Below are 24,004 nucleotides of genomic sequence, written 5' to 3' on the forward strand. Positions count from 1 at the left end.
TCGGTCGGTCGGCTGGAAACCGAGGGATCAGGGGGCTCTATGACACCGGTGACATCGCCGTCGCGCGGCCGCGCGACAGGAGCGGGCGGGCAGCCGGACGGTGCAGGTGCCGGACCGGCGGCCGAGGCCGCGCAGGCCGCCTTCGACGCCGCGGTCGCCGCCGACGAGCGCATCGAGCCGCGGGACTGGATGCCGGACACCTACCGCTCCACCCTCGTGCGCCAGATCGCCCAGCACGCGCACTCCGAGATCATCGGCATGCAGCCGGAGGCCAACTGGATCACCCGCGCGCCCTCGCTGCGCCGCAAGGCGATCCTGATGGCCAAGGTGCAGGACGAGGCGGGCCACGGCCTGTACCTCTACGGCGCCGCCGAGACACTGGGCACGAGCCGCGACGAACTGCTCGACAAACTGCACGCGGGCCGCCAGAAGTATTCCTCGATCTTCAACTACCCCACGCTCACCTGGGCGGACGTCGGCGCCATCGGCTGGCTGGTGGACGGCGCGGCCATCACCAACCAGGTACCGCTGTGCCGCTGCTCGTACGGCCCCTACGCCCGCGCCATGGTGCGCGTCTGCAAGGAGGAGTCCTTCCACCAGCGCCAGGGCTACGAACTGCTGCTGGCCCTGACCCGCGGCACCGAGGCCCAGCGTGCGATGGCGCAGGACGCGGTGGACCGCTGGTGGTGGCCCTCGCTGATGATGTTCGGCCCGCCGGACGACGAGTCGTCGCACAGCGCGCAGTCCATGGCCTGGAAGATCAAGCGGCACTCCAACGACGAGCTGCGGCAGCGCTTCGTGGACATCTGCGTGCCCCAGGCCGAGGCGCTGGGCGTGACCCTGCCCGACTCCGAACTGCGCTGGAACGAGGAGCGCGGCCACTGGGACTTCGGCGCCATCGACTGGCAGGAGTTCCACGAGGTGCTCAAGGGCAACGGCCCCTGCAACGAACAGCGGCTCCACCGCCGCCGAGCGGCGCACGAGAACGGCACCTGGGTCCGGGAGGCGGCCGCGGCACACGCCACCAAGCACGCCGCCACACCGTCCGCCACCCGTGACACGAGGAGTCGAGCATGAGCGCCGAATGGCCCCTGTGGGAGGTCTTCGTCCGCAGCAGGCGCGGCCTCTCGCACACCCACGCGGGCAGCCTGCACGCCCCGGACGCCCAGATGGCGCTCCGCAACGCGCGTGACCTGTTCACCCGCCGCTCCGAGGGCGTCTCCCTGTGGGTGGTCCCCTCCCACGAGATCACCGCGTCCTCGCCCGACGAGAAGGATCCCTTCTTCGCACCCGCCGCCGACAAGCCCTACCGCCATCCGACCTTCTACGAGGTGCCCGAGGGGGTGCGGAACCTGTGACCGCCCCCGCGCCCCCGGCCCTGGCCACCCTCCCGCTCGGCGACGACGCGCTGATCCTCTCCCACCGCCTCGGCGAGTGGGCCGGGCACGCGCCGGTCCTGGAGGAGGAGGTGGCGCTGGCCAACATCGCACTGGACCTGCTGGGCCAGGCCCGCGCCCTCTACGCCGGGCTCTCCGACATCCTGGGCAGCGAAGACGAGATCGCCTTCCTCCGGGAGGAACGCGCCTTCCGCAACTGCCAGTTGACCGAGCAGCCCAACGGGGATTTCGCCCACACCATCATCCGGCAGCTCTTCTTCTCCACCTACCAGCAGCCGCTCTTCGCCCGGCTGTCCCCGGTGCTTCCGCTGGCGGCCAAGGCCGTCCGCGAGACGGCCTACCACCGCGACCACGCCGAGCAGTGGACCCTGCGGCTGGGCGACGGCACCGAGGAGAGCCACGCCCGCACCCAGCGCGCCGCCGACACGCTGTGGCGGTACACGGGCGAACTCCTCCAACCGGTCGAAGGGCTGGAGGTGGACTGGCCGGCGCTGGCGGAGGAGTGGCACGCCTCCATCGGCGACGTCTTCGCCCGCGCCGGACTCACCGTCCCGGAGGGCCCGAGCGAGGGTGCCTGGTCGGCCGGTGCGGGACGCCAGGGACTGCACACCGAGCCGTTCGGACTGCTGCTGGCCGAGATGCAGCATCTGCACCGCAGCCATCCGGGGGCGGCATGGTGACCGCCTCGGCCCGGCCGGACTCCTTCGCCGCGCTGGCCGGAGCGGTCCCCGACCCGGAGCTGCCGGTGATCACCCTGGCCGAACTGGGCGTGCTGCGCCGGGTGGAGGAGGAGGAGCCGGGGCACGTGCTGGTCGAGCTGACCCCGACCTACACCGGCTGCCCGGCGGTCGAGGCGATGGCCGCGGACATCGAACAGGTGCTGCGGGCCGCCGGTGCCGCACAGGTCGAGGTCCGCACGGTGCTGGTGCCGCCCTGGTCGAGCGACGACATCAGCGCGGAGGGCCGCCGCAAGCTCGCCGAGCACGGCGTCGCCCCGCCGCGCGCCGGGGCCCGCAGCGCCGCCCCGGGGCCGGTCCTGGTCGGCCTCTCCCCCACCCGGCACCCGGCGGAGCACCCCCGGCCCCCCGCTCCGGAGCCGGTCCACTGCCCGCACTGCGGCGCGGCGGACACCGAGTTGCTCAGCCGGTTCTCGTCCACGGCCTGCAAGGCGCTGCGGCGCTGCACCGCATGCCAGGAGCCGTTCGACCACTTCAAGGAGGTGTGAGGGTGCCCGCCTTCCACCCGCTGCGGGTCCGTTCCGTCGAGCCGCTGACCGACGACGCGGCCGCACTCACCCTCGAGGTGCCGCCCGAATTGCGGGAGACCTTCGGCTACACCCCGGGCCAGCACCTCACCCTGCGCCGGATGAACGAGCGGGGCGAGGAGATCCGCCGCACCTACTCGCTGTGCGACCCGGCGACGCCCCGGCCCGAGACCCTCCGGGTGGGTATCCGGCTCGTGGAGGGCGGCGAGTTCTCGACGTACGCGCTCAAGGAGCTGACCGCGGGCGGCACCGTCGAGGCGCTGCCGCCGATGGGCCGGTTCGTACTGGAGCCCCGTGCGGGCCGGTTCGCCGCCGTGGTGGGCGGCAGCGGCATCACTCCGGTGCTGTCCATCGCGGGCACACTGCTGGCACGCGAGCCGGAGGCCCGCTTCTGTCTGATACGCAGCGACCGCAGCACGGGCTCCACGATGTTCCTGGAAGAGGTGGCCGACCTCAAGGACCGCTACCCCGGGCGCTTCCATCTGGTGACGGCGCTCTCCCGCGAGGAGCAGCACAGCGGACTGCCCTCCGGGCGGCTGGACGAGGAGCGGCTGGCAGCGTTGCTGCCCGCGCTGCTGTCCGCCCCCGGAGTCCGCGAGACGGACGGCTGGTTCCTGTGCGGCCCGCTGGGGCTGGTGGAGGGCGCGGCCAAGGCGCTGCGGACGCTGGAGGTACCCGCGAACCGCGTCCACCAGGAGATCTTTCACGCTGAGGCGGCCGCCGCCGCTCCGCCACCACCCGCCCGGACGGTGCCCGGATCCGCCACGGTGCGCGCCACCCTCGCCGGACGCAGCGGCAGTTGGCCGGTGCGGGAGGGCGAGACCCTGCTGGAGGCGGTGCTGCGGAACCGGACCGATGCCCCGTACGCCTGCAAGGGCGGGGTGTGCGGCACCTGCCGCGCCCGGCTGCTGGGCGGTGAGGTGCATATGGACCGCAACTTCGCCTTGGAGGAGGAGGAGTTGTCGGTGGGCTATGTCCTGGCCTGCCAGTCCCACCCCCTCACGGAGGAGGTGGAGGTGGACTTCGACGCGTGACGCCTCCGTCGCGGACCGCCGCCGGCCGGCGCGGGGCCCGCCCGACGCCATGCGGTACGCACGGCGGCGCGCCGCCGCCCCGCCTCCGACTGCCTCCCGGGCCGCACCCAAGGACCCACCGGGGCGGGCCGAAGGGCGACCGACCGACAGTCGCAGCGGGCAACCGACGCGGTCCCGCAAGGTCACCCGAGCCCGGAAAGGCACCCGGTGGCGGGAGTCACCGGCGGGGCGTCACTGCACGAACGCCGGGTCCGCGTCGCCCTCCAGCGGGCGGCCCGCGCTCTGCCAGGCCAGCATCCCGCCGTCGACGTTGACCGCGTCCACGCCCTGCTGGGAGAGGTAGCCCGCGACCTGCGCCGAGCGGCCGCCGACACGGCAGACGACGTACACCGGACCGCCGTCGCCGAGGCGTTCGGTCAGCTCGCCCTGCCGGGCGACGAACTCGCTCATCGGGATGTGCAGCGCGCCGGGAGCGCGTCCGGCGGCCCATTCGTCGTCCTCGCGGACGTCCAGCAGCAGTGCGTCGGCCGGCACGGAGGCGGCGTCGGTCTGCCGTACCTGCCCGGGAACGGGGTTCATTCCTGCTCTCCCTCTCTCAGCCGGGCGAGCTCCTGCTCGCGCTCGGCCACCTGTCCGAGCAGTTGCTCGGCGATCTCGTCCAGCAGTGCGTCGGGGTCGTCGGGCGCCAGCTTCAGCATGGCCCCGATGGCGCTCTCCTCAAGCTCCGCGGCCATCTCGGCGAGCATCTCCTTACGCCGCGCCAGCCACTCCAGCCGGGCGTACAGCTCCTCGCTGCGCAGCAGTTCGGCCACGGGACCGGGCAGCGGGCCCGCCTTCCACTCCTCGGCGAGCGCGGCGAGTGCCGAGGCGTCACCGTCCGCGTACGCCTTGTTCACCCGCACGAGGAACGCCTCCCGCCGCTCGCGCTCGGCATCGTCCTGCGCGAGGTCGGGGTGGGCCTTGCGCACCAGGTCCCGGTACGCCTTGCGGGCCTCCTCGCTGGGCCGCACCCGGCCCGGGGGGCTGACGGGCTGCTCGTTGAGCATCGCCTGGGCCTCGGGGAGCATGCCGGTCGAGTCGATCCAGCCGAAGAAGAGCTCCTCGACCTGGGGCATGGGCAGGACGGCGCCGCGTGCCGCGTCGGCCTTCCGGATGTCCTCGGGATCGCCGGTGCGGGCCGCGATGGTCTCCGCGATCTGCGCCTCCAGCTCGTCGAGCCGCGCGTAGACGGGGCCCAGCCGCTGGTGGTGGAGGCGCGAGAAGTTCTCGACCTCTACCCGGAACGTCTCGACCGCGATCTCGTACTCGATCAGCGCGGCCTCCGCGGCCCGTACCGCCTTCTCCAGGCGCTCGGTGCCGGGCTCCGCGCTCGCCTCCGGAGACCGGTTCGCCTCCGGAGCCTCCGCCCCGGAAGCAGGGGGCTCCGGGGCGCCGCTCGCGGGGGGATCTTCGCTCGCCTGGGCGGGGGAGTTGGGGTTCATCGGGACCACCCTACGACCGCCGCGCACTGCCCCGTGGCCGGAAGGGCCGCCGCCTCGGACAGGCCGACAGAACTCGGACAGGCCCCCAGGACTCGGACAGCAGGGCCCAGCGCGGCGCCGGGTGGGCCGCGGGGAGCTTCCCCGTTCAGCGCCGGAAGGCCTCCGGACAGGACCCCGCGGAGGCGGGGAGGTGGCCGTCGGCCCAGCGGGTGAGCTCGACCATGGCGGGCTTCAGCGCGTGCCCGGAGTCGGTGAGGCGGTAGCTGACCCGCAGCGGCGGGCCCTCCTCTACGGAGCGGAACACCAGGCCGAGTGTCGCCAGCTCGGTCAGCCGGTCGGAGAGCATCCGCTCGCTGATGCCCGGAACGGCGCGGCGCAGCTCGGCGAAGTGGCCCGGGCCACTCATCAGGGCGGCCAGGATCAGCCCCGTCCACCGCTTGCCGAGCACGTGGAAGACGCGGGTGACGGCGCTCTCCGGCTCGGTGCAGACCGCGGCCGTGACGCCCTCCTGCGACTGATCGCGCACCTCTCCAAGCTCTGACATGGCTCCAGGATACTGCGCCACCGCAAGTGGATGCAGAAAAGTAAGTACCTGTGTTATACCTAGTTACGTCGGAAAACTCGACAGCTTACGAATCACTAGGAGCTACGCATGGCCACCCTCCTGCACCTCGACGCCTCGGTCTTCCCCGACGGCGCCTCGGTCTCCCGCTCCGTCACCGCCTCCTTCCGCGAGGCGTGGCAGGCCCAGCACCCCGACGGGCAGGTGATCTACCGCGACCTGAACGCGGACCCGGTCCCGCACCTGGAGAGCCTCGGCGCCGGCGCGGGCTTCACGGCCCCCGCGGACCGCACCGCCGAGCAGGCCGCCGCCTTCGCGCTGCGCGAGCAGCTGATCGCGGAACTGGAGACGGCGGACGCCGTGCTGATCGGCGCCCCGATGTACAACTACGCGATCCCCTCGACTCTCAAGGCATGGCTGGACCACGTGATCCTGATGGGGCGGACCACCGCAGCCGAGGCCCGCACGGCCGCCGGGAAGCCCGCCACCGTGGTCGCCAGCCGGGGCGGCGGTTACGGCCCCGGCACCCCGCGCGAGAACTTCGAGTTCGTCCTGCCCTACCTGGAGACGGTGCTGGGCCCCGAGGGCTTCGGACTGGACGTCGAGTTCATCGTGCCGGAGCTCACGCTGGCCGAGACGACGCCGGGCATGGAGCACCTCGTGGAGCCGTCCAGGGCCTCCCGTGCCCGGGCGCACGAGGCCGCCGAGAGCCGTGGCAAGGAACTGGCGGCCCGGCTCGCCGCCTGAGCGCCGCCCCCGGACCGACAGCCGCCGGCCCCCGCGCTGCCGTCCCGGAGCCGGCCCCGGCCCCGAGACCGGCCCGAGCCCGGCTCCGGGGCCGCGACACGGGCACACCGCGGAAACACGGCACGCGCGGTCGAGCGGCGGCCGCGGAGAAGCGGAAGCCGCGGAGAAACGGAAGCCGGGGACCCGCGCATCCCGCAGGACATGACGAAGGCCCCCACCGGAACCCGGTGGGGGCCTTCGTCGCTGTGCGCGAGGGGGGAGTTGAACCCCCACGTCCTTTCGGACACTGGAACCTGAATCCAGCGCGTCTGCCTATTCCGCCACCCGCGCATTGGGTGTTGCCGGCTCGCCCGGTGCGGGCGCCTGCCGACATCCAGAAGATTAGCACGCTGCCGGGGGTGGACTCACATCCGTATTCCACCCGCCACCTCGGAGCCTTCCGCCGGGCACCGTCCGCGGGGCCACCGCACCCGGCCGGACACTCGGTGCGGGACCCAGCGCGGGCGCTCTACTATCCATGCAAGGGTGTAGGGCGGTACCGGCGACTGCGGGCGGGGGCACGCGCGGAACCCTGTGAGGGGCAACACTTGAGCACCGGGTCCCGATGGGGAACCAGTCGTTCCCTCCGCGCGTGGATACGATCAGTAAGCAGTACCGCGGAAGCGTCGTGCCCGAAAGCCGGGGACACTGGGACGGAGACATCGAGACAGGCGCCAGGGACGAAGCGGGCACTAGGCCGGAGAACAGCTGGGAAGGAGGTGCGTCGTGGGAGTACTGAAGCGGTTCGAGCAGCGGCTCGAAGGACTCGTGAACGGCACCTTCGCGAAGGTGTTCAAATCCGAGGTGCAGCCTGTGGAGATCGCGGGCGCCCTCCAGCGCGAGTGCGACAACAACGCAACGATCTGGAATCGCGAGCGCACGGTCGTCCCCAACGACTTCGTCGTGGAACTCAGCCCGCCCGACTACGAGCGGCTCAGCCCCTACTCGGGCCAGCTCGGGGACGAACTCGCCAGCATGGTGCGGGATTACGCCAAGCAGCAGCGCTACACGTTCATGGGTCCGATCAAGGTCCATCTGGAGAAGGCCGACGATCTCGACACCGGCCTCTACCGGGTGCGCAGCCGCACCCTCGCCTCCAGCACCTCCCAGCAGGCCCCGCAGCACGGCGGCGCGGCCCCGGCCGCAGGCGCCGACGGCGGCGGCGGATACCCGCCGCGCCCCGCCTCGGCGCCGCCCGTGCCCGCCTCCCCGCCGTCCTACGCGCCGGGTCCCTCCGGCTCGGCCGGGCCGCTGCCGGGCACCGAGACACGGCGCTGGGTCGAGATCAACGGCAACCGCCACCAGATCTCCGGCCCGACCCTGGTACTCGGCCGCAGCACGGAGGCCGACGTACGGATCGACGACCCCGGAGTCTCCCGCCGGCACTGCGAGATCCGGGCCGGAAACCCCTCCTCGATCCAGGATCTGGGCTCCACGAACGGGATCGTGGTAGACGGACAGCACACCACGCGCGCTACGCTCCGCGACGGCTCACGCGTCGTCGTGGGCAGTACCACGATCATTTACCGGCAAGCCGAAGGGTGAAGCGGGGGCAATGTCAGAGCTGACCCTCACGGTCATGCGGTTGGGGTTTCTCGCCGTACTGTGGCTGTTCGTCATCGTGTCCATCCAGGTCATCAGGAGCGACCTGTTCGGCACCAGGGTGACGCAGCGCACCGCCCGGCGCGCCGAGGCCCAGCGCCCCGCGCAGCGCCCCCAGCCGCAGCAGGCCCCCCAGGGCGGAGGCGGCGGCAGGCGCGGCCGCGGCCGGAACGCCCCGAGCAAACTGGTCGTCACGGAGGGGTCGCTCACCGGCACCACCGTGGCCCTCCAGGGGCAGACCATCACCCTGGGCCGCGCACACGACTCCACGATCGTGCTGGACGACGACTACGCGTCCAGCCGGCATGCCAGGATCTACCCGGACCGTGACGGCAAGTGGATCGTCGAGGACCTCGGGTCGACCAACGGCACGTATCTCGACCGGACCCGGCTCACCACACCGACGCCGATCCCGCTCGAAGCGCCGATCCGTATCGGCAAGACGGTCATCGAGCTGCGGAAGTAGTACCGACATGACGACCGGAGGGTGGGCACCGTGCGGATGTACCCGGAGCCGACGGGCGAGGTGCGCATGAGCCTGTCACTGCACTTCGCCGCCGGATCACACGACGGCATGATCCGCGAGCACAACGAGGACTCGGGCTACGCCGGTCCCCGGCTGCTCGCGGTCGCCGACGGCATGGGCGGCCAGGCCGCCGGAGAGGTCGCCTCCTCCGAGGTGATCTCCGCCATGGTCCAGCTCGACGAGGACATCCCCGGCTCGGACATCCTCACCTCCCTCGGGACGACGGTGCAGCGCGCCAACGACCAGTTGCGCGTCATGGTCGAGGAGGACCCGCAGCTCGAGGGCATGGGCACCACGCTGACCGCGCTGCTGTGGACGGGCCGGCGGCTCGGCCTGGTGCACGTCGGCGACTCGCGCGCCTATCTGCTGCGGGACGGCCAGCTCACCCAGATCACCCAGGACCACACCTGGGTGCAGCGGCTGGTGGACGAGGGCCGGATCACCGAGGAAGAGGCCACCACGCACCCGCAGCGCTCGCTGCTGATGCGGGCCCTGGGCAGCGGCGACCATGTGGAGCCGGACCTCTCGATCCGTGAGGTGCGGGCCGGTGACCGCTACCTGCTGTGCTCGGACGGGCTCTCGGCGGTGGTCTCGCACCAGACCATCGAGGAGACGCTGGCCGGCTACCACGGCCCGCAGGACACCGTGCAGGAGCTGATCCAGCTCGCGCTGCGCGGCGGCGGACCCGACAACATCACCTGCATCGTCGCCGACGTGCTGGACGTGGACGCCCTCAGCCCCGAGGACACCGTGCACGGCCGGCTCAACGACACCCCCGTCATCGTGGGCGCCGTCGCCGAGAGCCAGCAGGCACCGGGCAACGACGGCGCGGCCGGCACCCCTGCGGCCCGTGCGGCCGAGCTCGGACGCGGCGGGGGAGTGCCCCAGCAGGGCGGCTCGGCGGCCCCCGAGGGCTTCGGTCCGCCGAACGCCGACCCGGCCCCGCCGGCCGGCGAGTTCGGCCCCTACACCGACGAGGACTTCGCCAAGCCCGGCAAGCGCAAGGGCCGCTGGCTCAAGCGCTCGCTGTGGATCGCGCTGGCGCTGGCCGTCGCGGGCGGCGGCCTGTACGGCGGCTACCGGTGGACGCAGACGCAGTACTACGTCGGCGCCAACGAGGACCACGTCGCCCTCTTCCGGGGCATCAACCAGGAGCTGGCCGGCGTCAAGCTGCACAAGGTCGACCAGGACCACCCCGAGATCGAACTCAAGTACCTCGCCGGTTTCCAGCGCAAGGAACTCCGCGAGACCATCGCGATGAACAGCCGCGACGAGGCCCGCGCCAAGCTGGACGAGCTGAGCGCGCAGTCCGAAGTCTGCAAGATCGTCGCCGAGCGGAAGAAGAACCCCGACTCCGGGGACAAGGACAAGGGCGACAAGGGCAAGGACTCCGGCGGCGGGGCGGACGACTCCGAGAAGAAGCGCAAGGACGAGCAGAACGCACCCGGCGACGCGACCACCGGCGGCACCGGCACGGGTACCGCGGGTGTCGGCGAGGCCGGCAACGGTGTGGGCACCGTCGCACACACCGCCTTCACCTCCGGCTCCACCAACGACACCACTGACGCCGCCTCCAGCACGCCCTCGCCGAGCCCCGAGCTTTCGGAGAAGCAGCAGGAGCTGGCCAAGCAGTGCACCGGGCCGTAGGGGGCGGCACAGGCATGAGCAACCTCACCAACACGGGCAGCAACACCACCGTGTCCTCGGGCGGACTGCCCAGCCGCCGCAACACCGAGCTGGCGATGCTCGTCTTCGCGGTGCTCGTCCCGGTCTTCGCGTACGCCAACGTGGGGCTGGCGATCAACGACGAGCTGCCCTCCGGCATGCTCGGCTACGGCTTCGGGATGGTGCTGCTGGCGGGGGTCGGGCACCTGGTGGTGCGCCGGTACGCGCCGTATGCGGACCCGCTGCTGCTGCCGCTGGCCACGCTGCTCAACGGGCTCGGGCTGGTGCTGATCTGGCGGCTGGACCAGTCCGAGCGGCTGCAGCTACGCGCCGAGGACGCCTTCGGTGCCTTCAGCCCGGATGCCCCCAAGCAACTGCTCTACTCGGCGGTCGGGCTGGCGCTGTTCGTGGCGATCCTGCTGCTGCTGAAGGACCATCGCGTCCTGCAGCGCTATACCTACATCTCCATGGCCGTCGGCCTGGTGCTGCTGGTGCTTCCGGTGTTCTTCCCGCCGGTCAACGGCGCCCGGATCTGGGTGAAGCTGGGCTTCATCAACCTGCAGCCGGGTGAATTCGTGAAGATCATCATCGCGGTGTTCTTCGCGGGCTACCTGATGGTCAAACGGGACGCGCTGGCCCTTGCGTCCCGCCGCTTCATGGGGCTGTACCTGCCGCGCGGCCGGGACCTCGGCCCGATCCTCGTCATCTGGGCGCTGAGCCTGATGATCCTGGTCTTCGAGACGGACCTGGGCACCTCGCTGCTCTTCTTCGGCCTCTTCGTGATCATGCTGTACGTCGCCACCGAGCGCACCAGTTGGATCGTCTTCGGCCTGCTGCTGTCGGCCGGCGGCGCCACGGTCGTGGCCACGTTCGAGCCGCACGTGCAGCAGCGTGTCCAGGCATGGCTCGACCCGATGGCCACATACCTCAAGAGCAAGCAGGGCGTCCCCGGTTACTCCGAGCAGGCCATGCAAGCCCTGTGGGCCTTCGGCTCGGGCGGGGTGCTCGGCACCGGCTGGGGCCAGGGCAACTCCGACCTGATCGGCTTCGCCGCCAACTCCGACTTCATCCTCGCCACGGTCGGCGAGGAACTCGGACTGACCGGCATGATGGCGGTCCTGATCATCTACGGGCTGATCGTCGAGCGCGGTGTGCGCATCTCGCTCGCCGCCCGCGACCCGTTCGGCAAGCTGCTCGCCGTCGGCCTCTCCGGCGCCTTCGGGCTCCAGGTCTTCGTCGTCGCGGGCGGCGTGATGGGCCTGATCCCGCTGACCGGTATGACGATGCCGTTCCTGGCCTCCGGCGGCTCCTCGGTGCTCGCCAACTGGGCGCTGATCGGCATCCTGATCAGGATCAGCGACACCGCCCGCCGCCCGGCGCCCGCACCCGCACCGTCACCCGACGCCGAGATGACCCAGGTGGTCCGACCGTGAACAAGCCCCTGCGCCGCATCGCGATCTTCTGCGGTCTGCTGGTCCTGGCCCTGCTCGTACGGACCAACTGGCTCCAGTTCGTGCAGGCGGACGAGCTCAAGACGGACCCGAAGAACCGGCGCGTGGACATCGCGCGCTACGCCCAGCCCCGCGGCAACATCATCGTGGACGGCAAGGCGGTCACCGGCTCGACGGTCGTCAACGGCACCGACTTCAAGTACAAGCGCACCTACAAGAACGGCAAGCTGTGGTCGCCGGTCACGGGGTACGCCTCCCAGCGGATCGGTGCCAACCAGCTGGAGAAGCTCTACGACTCGTTCCTGACGGGCGACGACGACCGGCTGTTCTTCAACCGCACCATCGACATGATCACCGGGAAGCCGCAGAAGGGCGGCAACGTCGTCACGACGCTGAACGCCAAGGCGCAGAAGGCGGCCTACGACGGGCTCGGCGACAAGAAGGGCGCCGTCGCGGCGATCAACCCGAAGACCGGCGCCATCCTCGCGCTGGCCAACAAGCCCTCCTACGACCCGTCCACCTTCGCGGGCGTCAGCGGCGAGGACGGGGAGAAGTTCAAGAAGCTGGACGACGACGAGGACCAGCCGATGCTCAACCGGGCGCTGCGGCAGACGTACCCGCCCGGCTCCACCTTCAAGGTCGTCACCGCGGCGGCGGGACTGGAGAGCGGTGACTACGACATCGACTCCAAGACGGACTCCGAGGACCCGTACCGGCTGCCGAACTCGTCCACCGACCTGGGCAACGAGGGCAACAACCCGGCGTGCAAGAACGCCTCGATCCGGGTCGCGCTCCAGTGGTCGTGCAACACCGTCTTCGCGAAGATGAGCGACCAGCTGGGCAACGACAAGATGATCGAGGAAGCCGAGAAGTTCGGCTTCGAGAAGGACGTCAAGGGCGGCACGCTGGACCCCGACCTGGACACCCCGGTGCGGCCCGCGAAGAGCATCTACCCGAAGGACAACCGGCCGCAGAACGCGATGGCGGGCATCGGCCAGGCGTCCAACCGCGCCACCCCGCTCCAGATGGCCATGGTCGCCTCGGCCGTCGCCAACGACGGCAAGCTGATGAAGCCCTACATGGTCGATCAGCTCGTCGCGCCGAACCTCAACGTGGTCGAGCAGACCAAGCCGGAGGAGCTGAGCCGGCCGGTCTCGCCGGAGAACGCGCAGAAGCTCCAGTCGGCCATGGAGACGGTCGTGGAGAAGGGCACCGGAACCTCGGGCAAGATCCCCGGCGTCACAGTGGGCGGCAAGACCGGTACCGCGCAGCACGGCGAGAACAACAAGGACAACCCGTACGCGTGGTTCATCTCGTACGCGAAGACCAGTGACGGGTCTCCCGTCGCGGTCGCCGTCGTGGTGGAGAGTTCCGACACACTCCGCAGCGACATCGCGGGCGGCAAGCTGGCGGCCCCGATCGCCAAGGGCGTGATGGAGGCCGTCCTCGACGGCAAGCACTGACACCCGCCGGCAGCATCGGGTGAGGCCGGTCACCACGGCCGCACCGGGCACGCACCCTGTGGCGGGTACCGTATGGCCGAGCAGCACACCGCCGTGCCGCAAGCGTGGGGGTACCTCCCAGCCCGAGGCTGGAGGAGCTCCGCGCCCGGTGGCACGGAAGACCGGAGAGGGCTGGAGACTATGGAAGAGCCGCGTCGCCTAGGCGGCCGGTACGAGCTGGGCTCGGTGCTCGGCCGCGGAGGCATGGCCGAGGTCTACGTCGCCCAGGACACCCGGCTGGGCCGCACGGTCGCGGTCAAGACGCTCCGCGTCGACCTCGCCCGCGATCCGTCGTTCCAGGCCCGCTTCCGCCGCGAGGCCCAGTCGGCCGCCTCGCTCAACCATCCGGCGATCGTCGCGGTCTACGACACGGGCGAGGACTACGTCGACGGGGTCTCCATCCCGTACATCGTCATGGAGTACGTGGACGGCTCCACGCTGCGTGAACTGCTGCACTCCGGGCGCAAGCTGCTGCCCGAGCGGTCCATGGAGATGTGCGTGGGCATCCTCCAGGCGCTGGAGTACAGCCACCGCAACGGCATCGTCCACCGCGACATCAAACCCGCGAACGTCATGCTGACCCGCACCGGCCAGGTGAAGGTCATGGACTTCGGCATCGCGCGCGCCATGGGCGACTCCGGCATGACCATGACGCAGACGGCCGCCGTGATCGGCACGGCGCAGTACCTCTCCCCCGAGCAGGCCAAGGGCGAGACCGTCGACTCCCGCTCCGACCTGTATTCCACCGGCTGCCTGCTGTACGAACTGCTGACCGTCCGGCCGCCGTTCGTCGGCGACTCCCCGGTCGCCGTCGCCTACCAGCACGTCCGCGAGGAGCCGCAGCCGCCCAGCGCCTTCGACCCCGAGATCGCACCCGCCATGGACGCGATCGTGATGAAAGCGCTCGTCAAGGACCCGGACTACCGGTACCAGAGCGCGGACGAGATGCGCGCCGACATCGAGGCGTGCCTGGACGGCCAGCCCGTCGCCGCCGCGGCCATGGGCGCGGGCGGCTACCCCGAGGACCAGCCCACCGCGGCGCTGCGCGCCCAGGAGCCGCAGACCTCCATGCTGCCGCCGATGCGCTCGGACGACGGCGGCTTCTACGACGAGCAGCGCAGCCGCCGCAAGGGCAAGAACCCGCTCTCGACGATCCTGCTGGCGCTCGCCGTGATCCTGGTGCTGGTCGGCGCGATCTTCGTCGGCAAGGCACTGCTCGACTCGCCGAGCGACAACATCGATGTGCCCAACGTGACCGGGCTGTCCGCGTCCGAGGCCGAGGAGCAGCTCGGCAACTCCGGGCTGAAGGGGGCCAAGGGCGACAGCGTCTACTGCGACGAGAAGAAGGACACCGTCTGCAAGACGGACCCGGGCATCGGCGAGAGCGTCGAACCCGACAGCACCGTCAGCCTGATCATGTCCAAGGGACCGCGGGACGAGGCCCCCCGCAGCGTGCCCGACGTCACCGGCGATGTCTACGCGGACGCCAAGCAGAAGCTCAACGAGGCGGGCTTCAAGGTCGTCAAGAAGCAGCAGGAGTCCGAGGACCAGCAGGCCGGGACCGTGCTCAGCCAGGACCCCGGCGTCGGCCAGAAGGCCAAGAAGGGCTCCAAGGTCACGCTGACCGTCGCCACCGAGTCCCGGCCGACCGTGCCCAACGTCGTCGACAAGCCCTTCGACCAGGCCAAGAGCCAGCTCGAAGCGCTCGGCTTCAAGGTCTCCAAGACCGAGCAGGAGAACGGGGACAAGCCCGCCGGCACCGTGCTCAAGCAGGACCCGGGCACCGGCAAGCAGCCGGAGGGCAGCACCGTCACACTGACCGTCGCCAAGGCCCCCGCCGACCAGCCCGCCACCGTGCCGGACGTCACCAACCAGAAGCTCAAGGACGCCAAGAAGGCGCTCCAGGAAGCCGGCTTCCAGATCGGCGGCGTCCAGGGCCCGCAGGACGGCAAGGCCATCGTCATGACCACCAACCCGCCGCCCAACACCCAAGGCAAGAAGGGCGACAAGGTCACCATCGTGACCCGGCCCGGCGGCCCGGGCGACGGCAACGGCGGTGGCGGGGACGACGGCTTCTTCGGCGGCGGATGGGGCTCCGACTGACCCGTGCTCCGCACCGGGCCGGGCCGGCCGACGGCCCGCCGGGCTTCGCGGACCCGCTCCGACGGCGGGCACCGACCGCGCGCCGGTGGTACCGGCTCCGGACGGCGCCCGCCGTTCGCGTGCGCGGGGGGCGGGGCGCGGTTCCGCGGAGCCGAGTGCGTTCCGTCGGGGGCGCGGTCCGCGGGGGCGGAGAGGCGCCTGCGGAGGGAGTGGGTGTCCGCGGAGGGTGCGGGCGGTCGCCCGGGGGCGCGTGCGGCTCAGCGGAGTTCGGCCGGGGGCGTGCGGTCCTCGTCGACGTCCTCGGTGCGCACGAGTTCGCCCCACACCACGTAGCGGTACTTGGACGTGTAGACGGGTGTGCAGGTGGTGAGGGTGATGTAGCGGCCGCGCCGCTTCTTGCCCGACTCCTTCGGGATCGGGTCCACCACGTCGACGTTGTACTTCGAGGTCTGCGGCAGCGTCGCGAACACCTTGTAGACGAACCAGGTGTTCTTGGTCTCGAAGACGACCGCGTCGCCCTCGTCTATCTTGTCGATGTTGTGGAACTTGGCCCCGTGCCCGTCGCGGTGCGCGGCGAGCGCGAAGTTGCCCGACTGGTCCTGCGGCAGCCCGGACTTGACGGGCTCGGTGTAGTAACCCGCGATGCCCTGGTTCAGCTCCTTCGGATCGGTGCCCTTCTTGACCAGGATGTCGTCCGAGGACATCGACGGCACGTGCAGGAAGCCGATGCCGTCCCGGGTGTCGAGATCGCCGGGGCCGCGGTCGGCCGCCCAGTGCTCGCGCACCCGGTTGCTCTCCTTCGCGGCCTGCCGGTCGGCGAGCACGTTCGTCCACCACAGCGAGTAGACGACGAACAGTGCGAGCACCAGTCCGGCGGTGATGAGCAGTTCGCCGAACACCGCGACGGCCACCGCCATCGCCCCGCGCCGCGGATGCGCCGCGGGGTCGCTGGGCTCGGCGGGATCGCTGGGCTCGGCGGAGTCGTCGGGCTCCGCGGGCTTCTCGCTCTCCGCGGAGTCGTCGGGCTCCGCGGGATCGCTGGGCTCCGCGGAGTTGCTGGACTCCGCGGGCTTCTCGCTGTCCGCGGGCTTCTCGCTGTCCGCGGACTCCGCGCCCTCCGCGGGGGCGTCCGGCTCCGCGGGGTCGGACTCAGCGGGGTTGTTCGGCTCCGGGGCGGCGGTCTCGTCCGGGTCCGGGGTTTCCGTCGTTCGGGCGGTCTCCCGCTTGCCCTTGCTCACCTGCTGCCGCCTCCGCCGCCGTTTCGCTGGTCACCCCACCGGGCTCCGCCCGCCGGGTGTCAGTCGACGAGCGCGTCCGGCTTGCCCTTGCTGCGCGGACGTTCGTCCACCATTTTGCCCCAGACGATCAGACGGTACTTGGATGTGAATTCCGGTGTGCAGGTGGTGAGCGTGATGTAACGACCGGGCTCCGCGAAACCCGACTTGGGCGGAACCGGGTCGATCACCCCCGTATCGGACGGGGAGGTGGACGGTAGCTGCCGCGTCACCTTGTACGTGTAGTACTTCGACCGGGTCTCGACCACGACTTCGTCGCCGGACTGCAACTTGTTGATGTAGCGGAACGGTTCACCGTGGGTATTGCGGTGCCCCGCGAGGGCGAAGTTGCCCTTCTCGTCCCAGGGCATGGCGGTCTTGAGGGGCTTCTTGTCGTAGTGCCCGACCATGCCCTTGTCCAGCACCTTCTCCTTGGAGACGCCCTGGGCGACGGGCCGGGTGATGTCGAGCTTCGGGATATGGATGATCGCGAAGCCCTCGCCGGGCTTGAAGGCACCGGCTTTGCGTTCGGGGTCGACACCGTCCTCGGGATCGCGGTCGTCCCACTGCTGCTGGAGCTTGTCGGTGGCACCGTTCGCCTGCTGGTCGGCACGGACGTTGGTCCACCACAGCTGGTAGGCGACGAACAGCAGCATCAGCACACCGCAGGTGATGAACACCTCGCCGATGGCCCGGCTGGCGATGATGCCGGGGCCCGGCCGCAGCGCGCGGGCGGCCCTGCGGGCCTCCAACCGGGTCGGCCCGGGCGGACGTTCCGTGCGCGACCGGGGAGGGAACTCCTCGGCGCGCGGCCGCCGCAGCCCCACCGTGCTGCGGTCGTCGCGGTCGTGCTGCCCTCCGCCGTCGTACCGGCCGTTCTCCGGTCCCGCGGGCGGTACGGGCCCCCGGACGAACCGCGGCTCGGGCTCGGCCGTCGGCGCCTGCCGCCCTGGCGGCTGCTGTCCCCCCGGCGGCCGCTGTCCCCCGGGCGACTGCGGCCGCTGCGGCCGTGCGGGCCCCGTGTGCGGCTCGTACGGTGCTGCCGCGTACCAGGCGGCCTCCTGGCCCGCGTCGGCCGCGTACGGGCTTCCAGCCGCCGTCTGCGGCCCCGGCGGCGGCTGCGCCACCCCGTGGCTGGCCCGCGGCCCGGACGGCCCAGGGGACCCGGACGACGGCGAGGACCCGGACGGCGGCGGCTCCGGCCGCGCGTGCGAGTGGTGCTCCGGCCCCGGCCGCGCGTGGGGCGGCTCCGGCTCCGGCTCCGCCTCCGGCGGACGCTGGCTCGGGAGCGGGTCGTTGAGCGGGTCCGCGAGGGCGTCGACGGCCGCACGGTAGCGGTCGTACTCGGGGTCGTTCCCGGACCCGTACCGTTGGCTGTCCGCCTCCTCGCCACCGCGATGGCCCGGCGTCACCCGGTGACCGTCCCCAGACCGGCGCCGCGCGGCACCTCCAGCCCCGCGGAGCGCTCCACGGCGCCGGTGTCCCCGCAGCGCACCAGCCAGTTGGCCAGCATCCGGTGGCCGCCTTCGGTGAGGACCGACTCGGGGTGGAACTGGACGCCCTCGACGGGCAGCTCCCGGTGGCGCAGCCCCATCACCAGACCGGCTCCGTCGGCCCCGCCCTCCCGGGCGGGGGCGGCATCCGCGCCGCCCGGCGCCGTCCAGGCCGTGAGCTCCAGCGCGTCCGGGAGCGCGCCGCGGACGGCCAGCGAGTGGTAGCGGGTCGCGGTGAAGGGCGAGGGCAGTCCGGCGAACACGCCGGCGCCCTCGTGCGAGACGACGGAGGTCTTTCCGTGCAGCAGCTCGGGTGCCCGGCCGACGACACCGCCGTAGGCGACGGCCATCGACTGCATGCCCAGGCAGACCCCGAAGACGGGGATCCCGCGGGCCGCGCAGTGCCGCACCATGCCGATGCAGACCCCGGCCTCCTCGGGTGCGCCCGGTCCGGGGGAGAGGAGTACGCCGTCGAAGCCCGCCTCGGCGTGCTCCGGCTCGACCTCGTCGTTGCGGACCACCTCACAGGTGGCGCCGAGCTGGTAGAGGTACTGGACGAGGTTGAAGACGAAGCTGTCGTAGTTGTCCACGACCAGGATCCGGGCGCTCACGGCGTGCCTCCCGCGACCGCGCCCGCGATCCCGGTGACCCGGCCGGCGGCACCGTCCACGGTCACGTCGTTGAAGGGCAGCAGCGGCTCCGCCCACGGGAAGACGTACTGGAACAGCAGAAAGACGACCCCGGTCACCAGTACCGCCGAAATCAGTGCGCGTACATACACGTTGCCCGGCAGATGCCGCCAGATCCAGCCGTACATCCCGCGATGCCGTCCTCTCTCCTCCCGCGCCCGTCGGGCACGCATGCCGTTCGGCCCACCCAAGAGTACGGCGTCAGAGTACGGCCTCAGCGCGTGAGCGCGTCCGGCTTCCCCGCGTCGGCCGACCGGGTGGCGTCCGGCCGCGCCCGGGCGATCGGCCGGTGGACGGCCGCGCCGCGGACCTGTGCGGCGCGGCCGTGCTCGACCCCGGACGGGCCCGGTGCGGGCACGCTCACCGCACGGGCTCGGCCTGCTGGAGATCCACTGTGCCGGAGTAGCCGGGAAGGGTCATCGCCTTGTGCTCGTCGACTTTCCAGCCGAGTCCGTAGGCGTCCACGTACTCGAGGTAGTTGCGGATCGCGGGGGCCTCGTCGAGCGCGGTGCGCAGCTTCTCCCGGTCCCCGACGGCGCTGACCTCGTAGGGCGGGGAGTAGACGCGGCCCTGCAGGATGAGGGTGTTGCCGACGCAGCGCACGGCGCTGGTGGAGATGAGCCGCTGGTCCATCACCTTGATGCCCTTGGCGCCGCCCTGCCACAGGGCGTTGACGACCGCCTGCAGGTCCTGCTGGTGGATGACCAGGTCGTTGGGCTCGGGGTCGGGGAGGCCGGGCACCTTGGCCGTGGCGTTGCTGGGGGCGTCGTCCAGGGTGACGGTCAGCCCCTGGCCGGACAGCTTCTTGAGTCCCGCGCGCTTCTCCAGGTCGTCGAGCCTGCGGTCCTGGTCGCGGGTGCTGCCGTCGTCGCGGCGGGCGAGCTTGTCGACCTGGCGGCGGAGTCCGGCCGCCTGGCGGTCCAGCTCCGCGTTCTGCCTGCTGCGCTCCTGGATGAGGTCGGAGAGCCGCAGCATCGAGCTGTCGCTGCGGATGTTCGTCCCTTGCGCCGTGTTGAAGCTGACCCAGAAGATGAGGCCCGCGAGGGCGAAGACACCTATGGCAGCCAGCCGTGCAGGCCGGATCAACGATCTGGTCACCGTACCCTTGTCTCCCTCCGCCCTGGGAAAGCACTACGCTAACGGACCACCGTCCCTATGGGCCGTACGGCGGTCAGCAGAGCATCGACAGGAGAGTCTCTCGTGCCGAAGTCACGTACCCGAAAGAAAGCGGACTTCACGCCCCCGCCGGAGAAGAAGGCCACCAACATCGACCTGCGTGGTGGCGGACGCCGGTGGGTGGCGCCGCTGATGCTGGCGCTGTTCGGCATCGGCCTCGCCTGGATCGTGGTGTTCTACGTCACCAACAACTCGCTTCCGGTCGAGTCGCTGGGCAACTGGAACATCGTGGTCGGCTTCGGCTTCATCGCGACCGGCTTCGTCGTCTCCACCCAGTGGAAATAAGAGTTATCCACAAGCTGATCCACAGCCTTGGATAACTCACAAGATCTGTGGATAACTTTCTGGGTGTTGACGCCGATGTGACTGCACGGGCGGCGGGAAGAGTCCAGGTCGCCCCTGCAATAGCAAGGGATGCGCACACCTGAGCGAAGACGCCCCCGGGTGGACCACACCGTGCACAAGATTCCGCACCCGCTGTGGACAACCGGGGGTCGAGCCCGCTTTCGAGGACCGTACGAAGGTCCCGGCCCCGGGTTGTCCACCGGAGTCCGGGGCCGACCGGGGTCAGGTCAGGTCAGGTGAGCTGGAGTGTCCGTACCACCAGCAGCACCACGACCACCGCCAGCAGCAGCACGAAGGCGCCGACCTGCACCAGGGTCCGCCGCTCGCGCGGCGCGTGCACCATCGCGTAGGCCAGCAGCACACCCGTGACCAGGCCGCCGACGTGCGCCTCCCAGGCGATGTTCTTCCAGGTGAAGGTGAAGACCAGGTTGATGGCCAGCAGGATCAGGATCGGCCGCATGTCGTAGCGCATCCGCCGCATCAGCACGGCCATCGCGCCGAACAGGCCGAAGATCGCGCCGGAGGCGCCCAGTGACGCCTGCTGCGGCACGGCCAGCAGGAAGGTGAGCGCCCCGCCGCCCAGCCCGGAGAGCAGATACAGTCCCGCGAAGCGCAACCGGCCCAGCGCCGCCTCCAGGGGCGGGCCCAGGAACCACAGACCGAGCATGTTCATCGCAATGTGCCAGATCTCCTGGTGCAGGAACATCGAGGTCAGCAGCCGGTACCACTGCCCCTCCGCGACGCCCTCCACCGGGCCGTACGGCTCGGTGACCGCCCGCCCGAACAGCAGCAGCCGATCCAGCAGCTGGTCGCCACCCGCCTGCACCGCGATGAAGACGGCCACGTTGATGCCCAGCAGCACCTTGGTGACCAGCCGCGGATCGCCCGTGACGCGCCCGCCCGCCACTGTCCTGGGCCGGTCGGCGCCCGGCCGGTGTCCGGTCCCGGAGCCCGACCGTACGCACTCCGGGCACTGGAATCCGACGGAGGCGGCCACCATGCATTCCGGGCAGATGGGCCGCTCGCACCGCGTACACGAGATGCCCGTCTCCCGGTCGGGATGCCGGTAGCAGTACTTCGGCGCCGGCTGTGCGGCCCCGCCCCCGGGTTGTCCGTCCTGCTCCACGCTCACCCCTCCAGTGTCCCGTACGCACCAGCCCCACCCGCCCTGACATACGGACGGGTGGGGCGTGTGGTTCCCGCGGCCGCTCGCGCCGCCGACCCGCCGACGGGTGCCCTCGGGTGCCGTCGGGTGCCGACTGCCGGCCGCTGCCGCCTGCCGCGAGCTACTGCCGCTCGAGGACGACGGACTCCAGCACGACGTCCTGCAGCGGACGGTCGGTGCGGGGGTTGGTCTGCGTACCGCTGATCTTGTCCACGACCTCCCGGCTCGCCTGGTCCGCGACCTCGCCGAAGATGGTGTGCTTGCCCGTCAGCCAGGTCGTGGCACCGACGGTGACGAAGAACTGCGAGCCGTTGGTGCCCGGGCCCGCGTTGGCCATGGCCAACAGGTACGGCTTGGTGAAAGCGAGGTCGGGGTGGATCTCGTCGCCGAACTCGTATCCGGGGCCGCCGGTCCCGTTGCCCAGCGGGTCCCCGCCCTGGATCATGAAGCCGCTGATCACCCGGTGGAAGACGGTGCCGTCGTACAGCTTCGCTGTGGTCTTCTCACCCGTCTCGGGATGCGTCCATTCGCGGGAGCCCTCGGCGAGCTCGACGAAGTTCTTGACCGTCTTGGGCGCATGGTTCGGGAAGAGCTGAACGCGGATGTCGCCGTGGTTGGTCTTCAGGGTGGCGTGGAGTTGCTCGGCCACGGTCTACCTTCCATCTGCCTGCATTGTCTCGCCCCGATCCTCCCACGGACGCCGCGGAACGGTGGCTGACCCGGATGCCCGACCGAGGGAGCGGGGCGGCGCACCGGCAGGCATGATCTTCGAAACAGGTGGAAAACGACTTCCTGTCCTCCGTTGTCGGAGAGACTGCCACGTGAGTCATGAGCCACCGAGGAGGAGGAACCGTGACCGCCAAGAAGAGCGTGCGCGCTGCGACCGGCACGGCCAAGGAGAGCGTGCGCCACGCCGCGGAAGTGGTGAAGCCCCACGCGGGCCAAGCCAAGGACACCGCGGCGCGCTATGCCCATGAGGCGAGTGCGCGGCTCGGGCCGAAGGTCTCCAAGGCCGCCGAGCAGGCTCGCCACTCCGCCCGCGAAGGATACGAGCACTACGTCGGCCCCCGGGTCGCACAGGCTCTGGACGCCCTCCCTCCCGAGGTCGACAGGACCGCGGGCCGCGCGGCAGAGCACACCCGGGAGGCGGCCCGCCGGGCGGCCGCCTACGCGGGTCCGCGCCTGGAGACGGCGATGACGGAGGCCCGCGCCGCCGCCGGGCCGGCCCGCGAGGAAGCGGCGCAGCGCGGGGCCGCCGCGGTGGCCGCGCTGCGCGGCCAGGTGACGGTCGAGGAGATCGAGAAGCTCACCCGTCGCCGCCGCAGGCGCTCGCGCGCCGGTCGGTTCGTGCGGCGCGCCGGTCTGATCGGGCTGCTGGCGGGCGGCGCCTATGCCGCCTGGCGCTGGTGGGACCGGCAGGCGAACCCGGACTGGCTGGTGGAGCCGCCGGCCGCGACCGAGGTCGGCGACCGCAGCGCGCTCTCCAGCGTGAACGGCTCTCCCGCCGAGAGCAGCGGAAGCGACGGGAGCGAGCTGGACCCGGAGGTCCGGGCCAAGCAGGACGACGCGGAGTCCGAGGGCCGCGACAAGCAGTAGCCCGCCTCCGAGGGCCGGCGCCGCGACCGTCGGTGGCGCCGCCCTCGGCTGTGCGCGCACCGTCGACGGCGCGGGCTGCCGACAAGGTGCGGCTCCGCGCCGACGCGGAGTTCGCCGACCCGGACCCGGCCGACCCGTCTCGCCGCGCCGGCTCGTCGGCGCGCGGAGTGTCGGTGGCGCGGGCGCCTTGGCGGCGTGGTCCCCGTGCGGCCGGGCCCTCGCCGCCGGGCGCGCGGGTACTCCGGTCGGGTGAGGGGCGGGGGAGTCAGCTCTCCCGTCCGCCGGCCGGGTCCGCGCCGCCCGGGTCGGCCGCGCCGTCCACCCCGCCGCCGTCCGTGTCCGCTGCGTTCACCGTGTTCCGGTCCGGCTGCTCCGGCAGCGCCTGCGGTGCCGGCTCGGGTACCAGGACGTCCTCCAGTCCGGTGATCCGCAGCAGCCGCAGGACCCGCGGGTCGGTGCACACCAGGGTGAAGGCGCCGCCGCTCGCCAGTGCCCGGGCGCGGATGTCCACGAGGAGGGCGAGTCCGCTGCAGTCGATGAAGGTGACCGGCCGCAGATCGGCGACGAGCTGCGGGGCGGGGGCGGCGGTGAGCGCGTAGAGCCGGGGCGTGGTGGCCAGCACCACGGCCAGGTCGATCTCCCCGTGCAGTTCCACCACGCTGCGGCCGTGCTCGGCGCGGGTCAGCACCGTGCCCGCCGGTGCCTCCTCGCCCTCGCCCGAGCTGTCGGCCCCGTCCGTCCGGGGCAGTTCGGCGGTGGCCCAGGGCTGCTCTGGTGCGGTGGAGGACAGCCTGCTGCCGCTCGCGTCCGGGTGCGGTGCCATCGGTGCCCTCACGTATGACCTTGTGACCGTAGGAGTCCAGGAAATCGGCCCGTAAGCATAGGCAGGGCCC

The 24,004-nt window shown here is 71.5% G+C and carries 25 protein-coding genes and 1 tRNA gene; 14 read left to right on the plus strand and 12 right to left on the minus strand.

Going from position 1 to position 24,004, the window contains the following annotated elements; all coding sequences use genetic code 11:
- Positions 1-39 precede the first annotated feature (39 nt).
- From paaA to ACFYMO_RS11925, 5 genes are read left to right on the plus strand one after another with little or no spacing between them, the layout of a single operon-like run.
- Positions 40-1,077 (plus strand): 1,2-phenylacetyl-CoA epoxidase subunit PaaA, encoded by a 1,038-nt coding sequence (gene paaA / locus ACFYMO_RS11905; RefSeq protein WP_366774295.1) that lies wholly within the window; start codon positions 40-42, stop codon positions 1,075-1,077.
- The gene (gene paaB, locus ACFYMO_RS11910; protein WP_360295143.1) at positions 1,074-1,358 is read left to right on the plus strand and encodes a 1,2-phenylacetyl-CoA epoxidase subunit PaaB; all 285 of its coding nucleotides are present in this window, start codon (positions 1,074-1,076) and stop codon (positions 1,356-1,358) included. Before paaA ends, paaB begins: the two co-directional genes overlap by 4 nt.
- Positions 1,355-2,077, plus strand: a complete 723-nt coding sequence (gene paaC / locus ACFYMO_RS11915; protein ID WP_366774296.1) for a 1,2-phenylacetyl-CoA epoxidase subunit PaaC — start codon at positions 1,355-1,357, stop codon at positions 2,075-2,077. Before paaB ends, paaC begins: the two co-directional genes overlap by 4 nt.
- The gene (paaD, locus tag ACFYMO_RS11920; protein ID WP_366774297.1) at positions 2,071-2,622 is read left to right on the plus strand and encodes a 1,2-phenylacetyl-CoA epoxidase subunit PaaD; all 552 of its coding nucleotides are present in this window, start codon (positions 2,071-2,073) and stop codon (positions 2,620-2,622) included. The genes paaC and paaD overlap by 7 nt, the downstream gene beginning before the upstream one ends.
- Positions 2,586-3,695: a 2Fe-2S iron-sulfur cluster-binding protein gene (locus tag ACFYMO_RS11925; protein ID WP_388545881.1), complete on the plus strand. Its 1,110-nt coding sequence runs from the start codon at positions 2,586-2,588 to the stop codon at positions 3,693-3,695. The genes paaD and ACFYMO_RS11925 overlap by 37 nt, the downstream gene beginning before the upstream one ends.
- A gap of 231 nt (positions 3,696-3,926) precedes the next feature.
- On the opposite strand, the gene ACFYMO_RS11930 is transcribed toward ACFYMO_RS11925, so the two are convergent.
- The 3 genes from ACFYMO_RS11930 to ACFYMO_RS11940 all read right to left on the minus strand — a co-directional run bounded on the left by ACFYMO_RS11930 (position 3,927) and on the right by ACFYMO_RS11940 (position 5,720).
- Positions 3,927-4,274, minus strand: coding sequence for a rhodanese-like domain-containing protein (locus ACFYMO_RS11930; RefSeq protein WP_019356790.1), 348 nt, complete (start codon positions 4,272-4,274; stop codon positions 3,927-3,929).
- Positions 4,271-5,176 carry a J domain-containing protein gene (locus tag ACFYMO_RS11935; protein ID WP_366774299.1) on the minus strand — a complete coding sequence of 302 codons (906 nt, stop codon included), beginning with the start codon at positions 5,174-5,176 and terminating at the stop codon, positions 4,271-4,273. Before ACFYMO_RS11935 ends, ACFYMO_RS11930 begins: the two co-directional genes overlap by 4 nt.
- 145 nt (positions 5,177-5,321) lie before the next feature.
- Positions 5,322-5,720: a helix-turn-helix domain-containing protein gene (locus tag ACFYMO_RS11940; RefSeq protein WP_366774300.1), complete on the minus strand. Its 399-nt coding sequence runs from the start codon at positions 5,718-5,720 to the stop codon at positions 5,322-5,324.
- A 108-nt stretch (positions 5,721-5,828) separates the two neighbouring features.
- Between ACFYMO_RS11940 and ACFYMO_RS11945 the strand changes: the two genes are divergently transcribed.
- Positions 5,829-6,485: an NAD(P)H-dependent oxidoreductase gene (locus ACFYMO_RS11945; protein ID WP_366774301.1), complete on the plus strand. Its 657-nt coding sequence runs from the start codon at positions 5,829-5,831 to the stop codon at positions 6,483-6,485.
- A gap of 246 nt (positions 6,486-6,731) precedes the next feature.
- On the opposite strand, the gene ACFYMO_RS11950 is transcribed toward ACFYMO_RS11945, so the two are convergent.
- A tRNA-Leu gene (locus tag ACFYMO_RS11950) sits at positions 6,732-6,815 on the minus strand.
- Positions 6,816-7,250: 435 nt separating this feature from the next.
- Here ACFYMO_RS11950 and ACFYMO_RS11955 point away from each other — a divergent pair.
- The 6 genes from ACFYMO_RS11955 to pknB all read left to right on the plus strand — a co-directional run bounded on the left by ACFYMO_RS11955 (position 7,251) and on the right by pknB (position 15,373).
- Positions 7,251-8,069: a DUF3662 and FHA domain-containing protein gene (locus ACFYMO_RS11955; RefSeq protein ID WP_366774302.1), complete on the plus strand. Its 819-nt coding sequence runs from the start codon at positions 7,251-7,253 to the stop codon at positions 8,067-8,069.
- Positions 8,070-8,079: 10 nt separating this feature from the next.
- Positions 8,080-8,592, plus strand: coding sequence for an FHA domain-containing protein (locus tag ACFYMO_RS11960; protein WP_366774303.1), 513 nt, complete (start codon positions 8,080-8,082; stop codon positions 8,590-8,592).
- Between the two features lie 21 nt (positions 8,593-8,613).
- A complete protein-coding gene (locus tag ACFYMO_RS11965; protein ID WP_366774304.1) occupies positions 8,614-10,299 on the plus strand; it encodes a Stp1/IreP family PP2C-type Ser/Thr phosphatase in 1,686 nt (561 codons plus the stop codon).
- 14 nt (positions 10,300-10,313) lie between these two features.
- Positions 10,314-11,750 (plus strand): FtsW/RodA/SpoVE family cell cycle protein, encoded by a 1,437-nt coding sequence (locus ACFYMO_RS11970; protein ID WP_366774305.1) that lies wholly within the window; start codon positions 10,314-10,316, stop codon positions 11,748-11,750.
- Positions 11,747-13,231, plus strand: coding sequence for a penicillin-binding protein 2 (locus tag ACFYMO_RS11975; RefSeq protein WP_366774306.1), 1,485 nt, complete (start codon positions 11,747-11,749; stop codon positions 13,229-13,231). The genes ACFYMO_RS11970 and ACFYMO_RS11975 overlap by 4 nt, the downstream gene beginning before the upstream one ends.
- Before the next feature lie 180 nt (positions 13,232-13,411).
- The gene (gene pknB, locus ACFYMO_RS11980; protein ID WP_388545889.1) at positions 13,412-15,373 is read left to right on the plus strand and encodes a Stk1 family PASTA domain-containing Ser/Thr kinase; all 1,962 of its coding nucleotides are present in this window, start codon (positions 13,412-13,414) and stop codon (positions 15,371-15,373) included.
- 257 nt (positions 15,374-15,630) lie between these two features.
- Here the strand turns inward: pknB and ACFYMO_RS11985 are convergent, their stop codons facing one another.
- The 5 genes from ACFYMO_RS11985 to ACFYMO_RS12005 form a co-directional block, all read right to left on the minus strand.
- Positions 15,631-16,290 (minus strand): class E sortase, encoded by a 660-nt coding sequence (locus ACFYMO_RS11985; protein ID WP_366774319.1) that lies wholly within the window; start codon positions 16,288-16,290, stop codon positions 15,631-15,633.
- 380 nt (positions 16,291-16,670) lie between these two features.
- Complete coding sequence (locus ACFYMO_RS11990; RefSeq protein ID WP_388545892.1) at positions 16,671-18,059, minus strand: class E sortase; 1,389 nt, start codon at positions 18,057-18,059, stop codon at positions 16,671-16,673.
- Positions 18,056-18,751, minus strand: a complete 696-nt coding sequence (locus ACFYMO_RS11995) for an aminodeoxychorismate/anthranilate synthase component II (protein WP_019356778.1) — start codon at positions 18,749-18,751, stop codon at positions 18,056-18,058. The genes ACFYMO_RS11990 and ACFYMO_RS11995 overlap by 4 nt, the downstream gene beginning before the upstream one ends.
- Complete coding sequence (locus ACFYMO_RS12000) at positions 18,748-18,957, minus strand: hypothetical protein (protein WP_366774310.1); 210 nt, start codon at positions 18,955-18,957, stop codon at positions 18,748-18,750. The genes ACFYMO_RS11995 and ACFYMO_RS12000 overlap by 4 nt, the downstream gene beginning before the upstream one ends.
- 232 nt (positions 18,958-19,189) lie before the next feature.
- A complete protein-coding gene (locus tag ACFYMO_RS12005) occupies positions 19,190-19,927 on the minus strand; it encodes a DUF881 domain-containing protein (RefSeq protein WP_366774311.1) in 738 nt (245 codons plus the stop codon).
- 102 nt (positions 19,928-20,029) lie between these two features.
- Between ACFYMO_RS12005 and crgA the strand changes: the two genes are divergently transcribed.
- A complete protein-coding gene (crgA, locus tag ACFYMO_RS12010; protein WP_276476333.1) occupies positions 20,030-20,290 on the plus strand; it encodes a cell division protein CrgA in 261 nt (86 codons plus the stop codon).
- Positions 20,291-20,582: 292 nt separating this feature from the next.
- Here the strand turns inward: crgA and ACFYMO_RS12015 are convergent, their stop codons facing one another.
- On the minus strand, positions 20,583-21,482 hold the full coding sequence (locus ACFYMO_RS12015; protein ID WP_366774312.1) for a rhomboid family intramembrane serine protease: 900 nt from the start codon (positions 21,480-21,482) through the stop codon (positions 20,583-20,585).
- A 154-nt stretch (positions 21,483-21,636) separates the two neighbouring features.
- Positions 21,637-22,164 carry a peptidylprolyl isomerase gene (locus ACFYMO_RS12020; protein WP_366774313.1) on the minus strand — a complete coding sequence of 176 codons (528 nt, stop codon included), beginning with the start codon at positions 22,162-22,164 and terminating at the stop codon, positions 21,637-21,639.
- Positions 22,165-22,367: 203 nt separating this feature from the next.
- On the opposite strand from ACFYMO_RS12020, the gene ACFYMO_RS12025 reads away from it, so the two are divergent.
- Entirely contained in the window at positions 22,368-23,111 is a 744-nt protein-coding gene (locus ACFYMO_RS12025) for a DUF5324 family protein (protein ID WP_366774314.1), read from the plus strand.
- Positions 23,112-23,376: 265 nt separating this feature from the next.
- Here ACFYMO_RS12025 and ACFYMO_RS12030 read toward each other — a convergent pair whose 3' ends face one another.
- Positions 23,377-23,934: an STAS domain-containing protein gene (locus ACFYMO_RS12030; protein ID WP_366774315.1), complete on the minus strand. Its 558-nt coding sequence runs from the start codon at positions 23,932-23,934 to the stop codon at positions 23,377-23,379.
- Positions 23,935-24,004: the final 70 nt, after the last annotated feature.

The organism is Streptomyces sp. NPDC007025 (assembly GCF_042869455.1).
Lineage (GTDB): Bacteria > Actinomycetota > Actinomycetes > Streptomycetales > Streptomycetaceae > Streptomyces.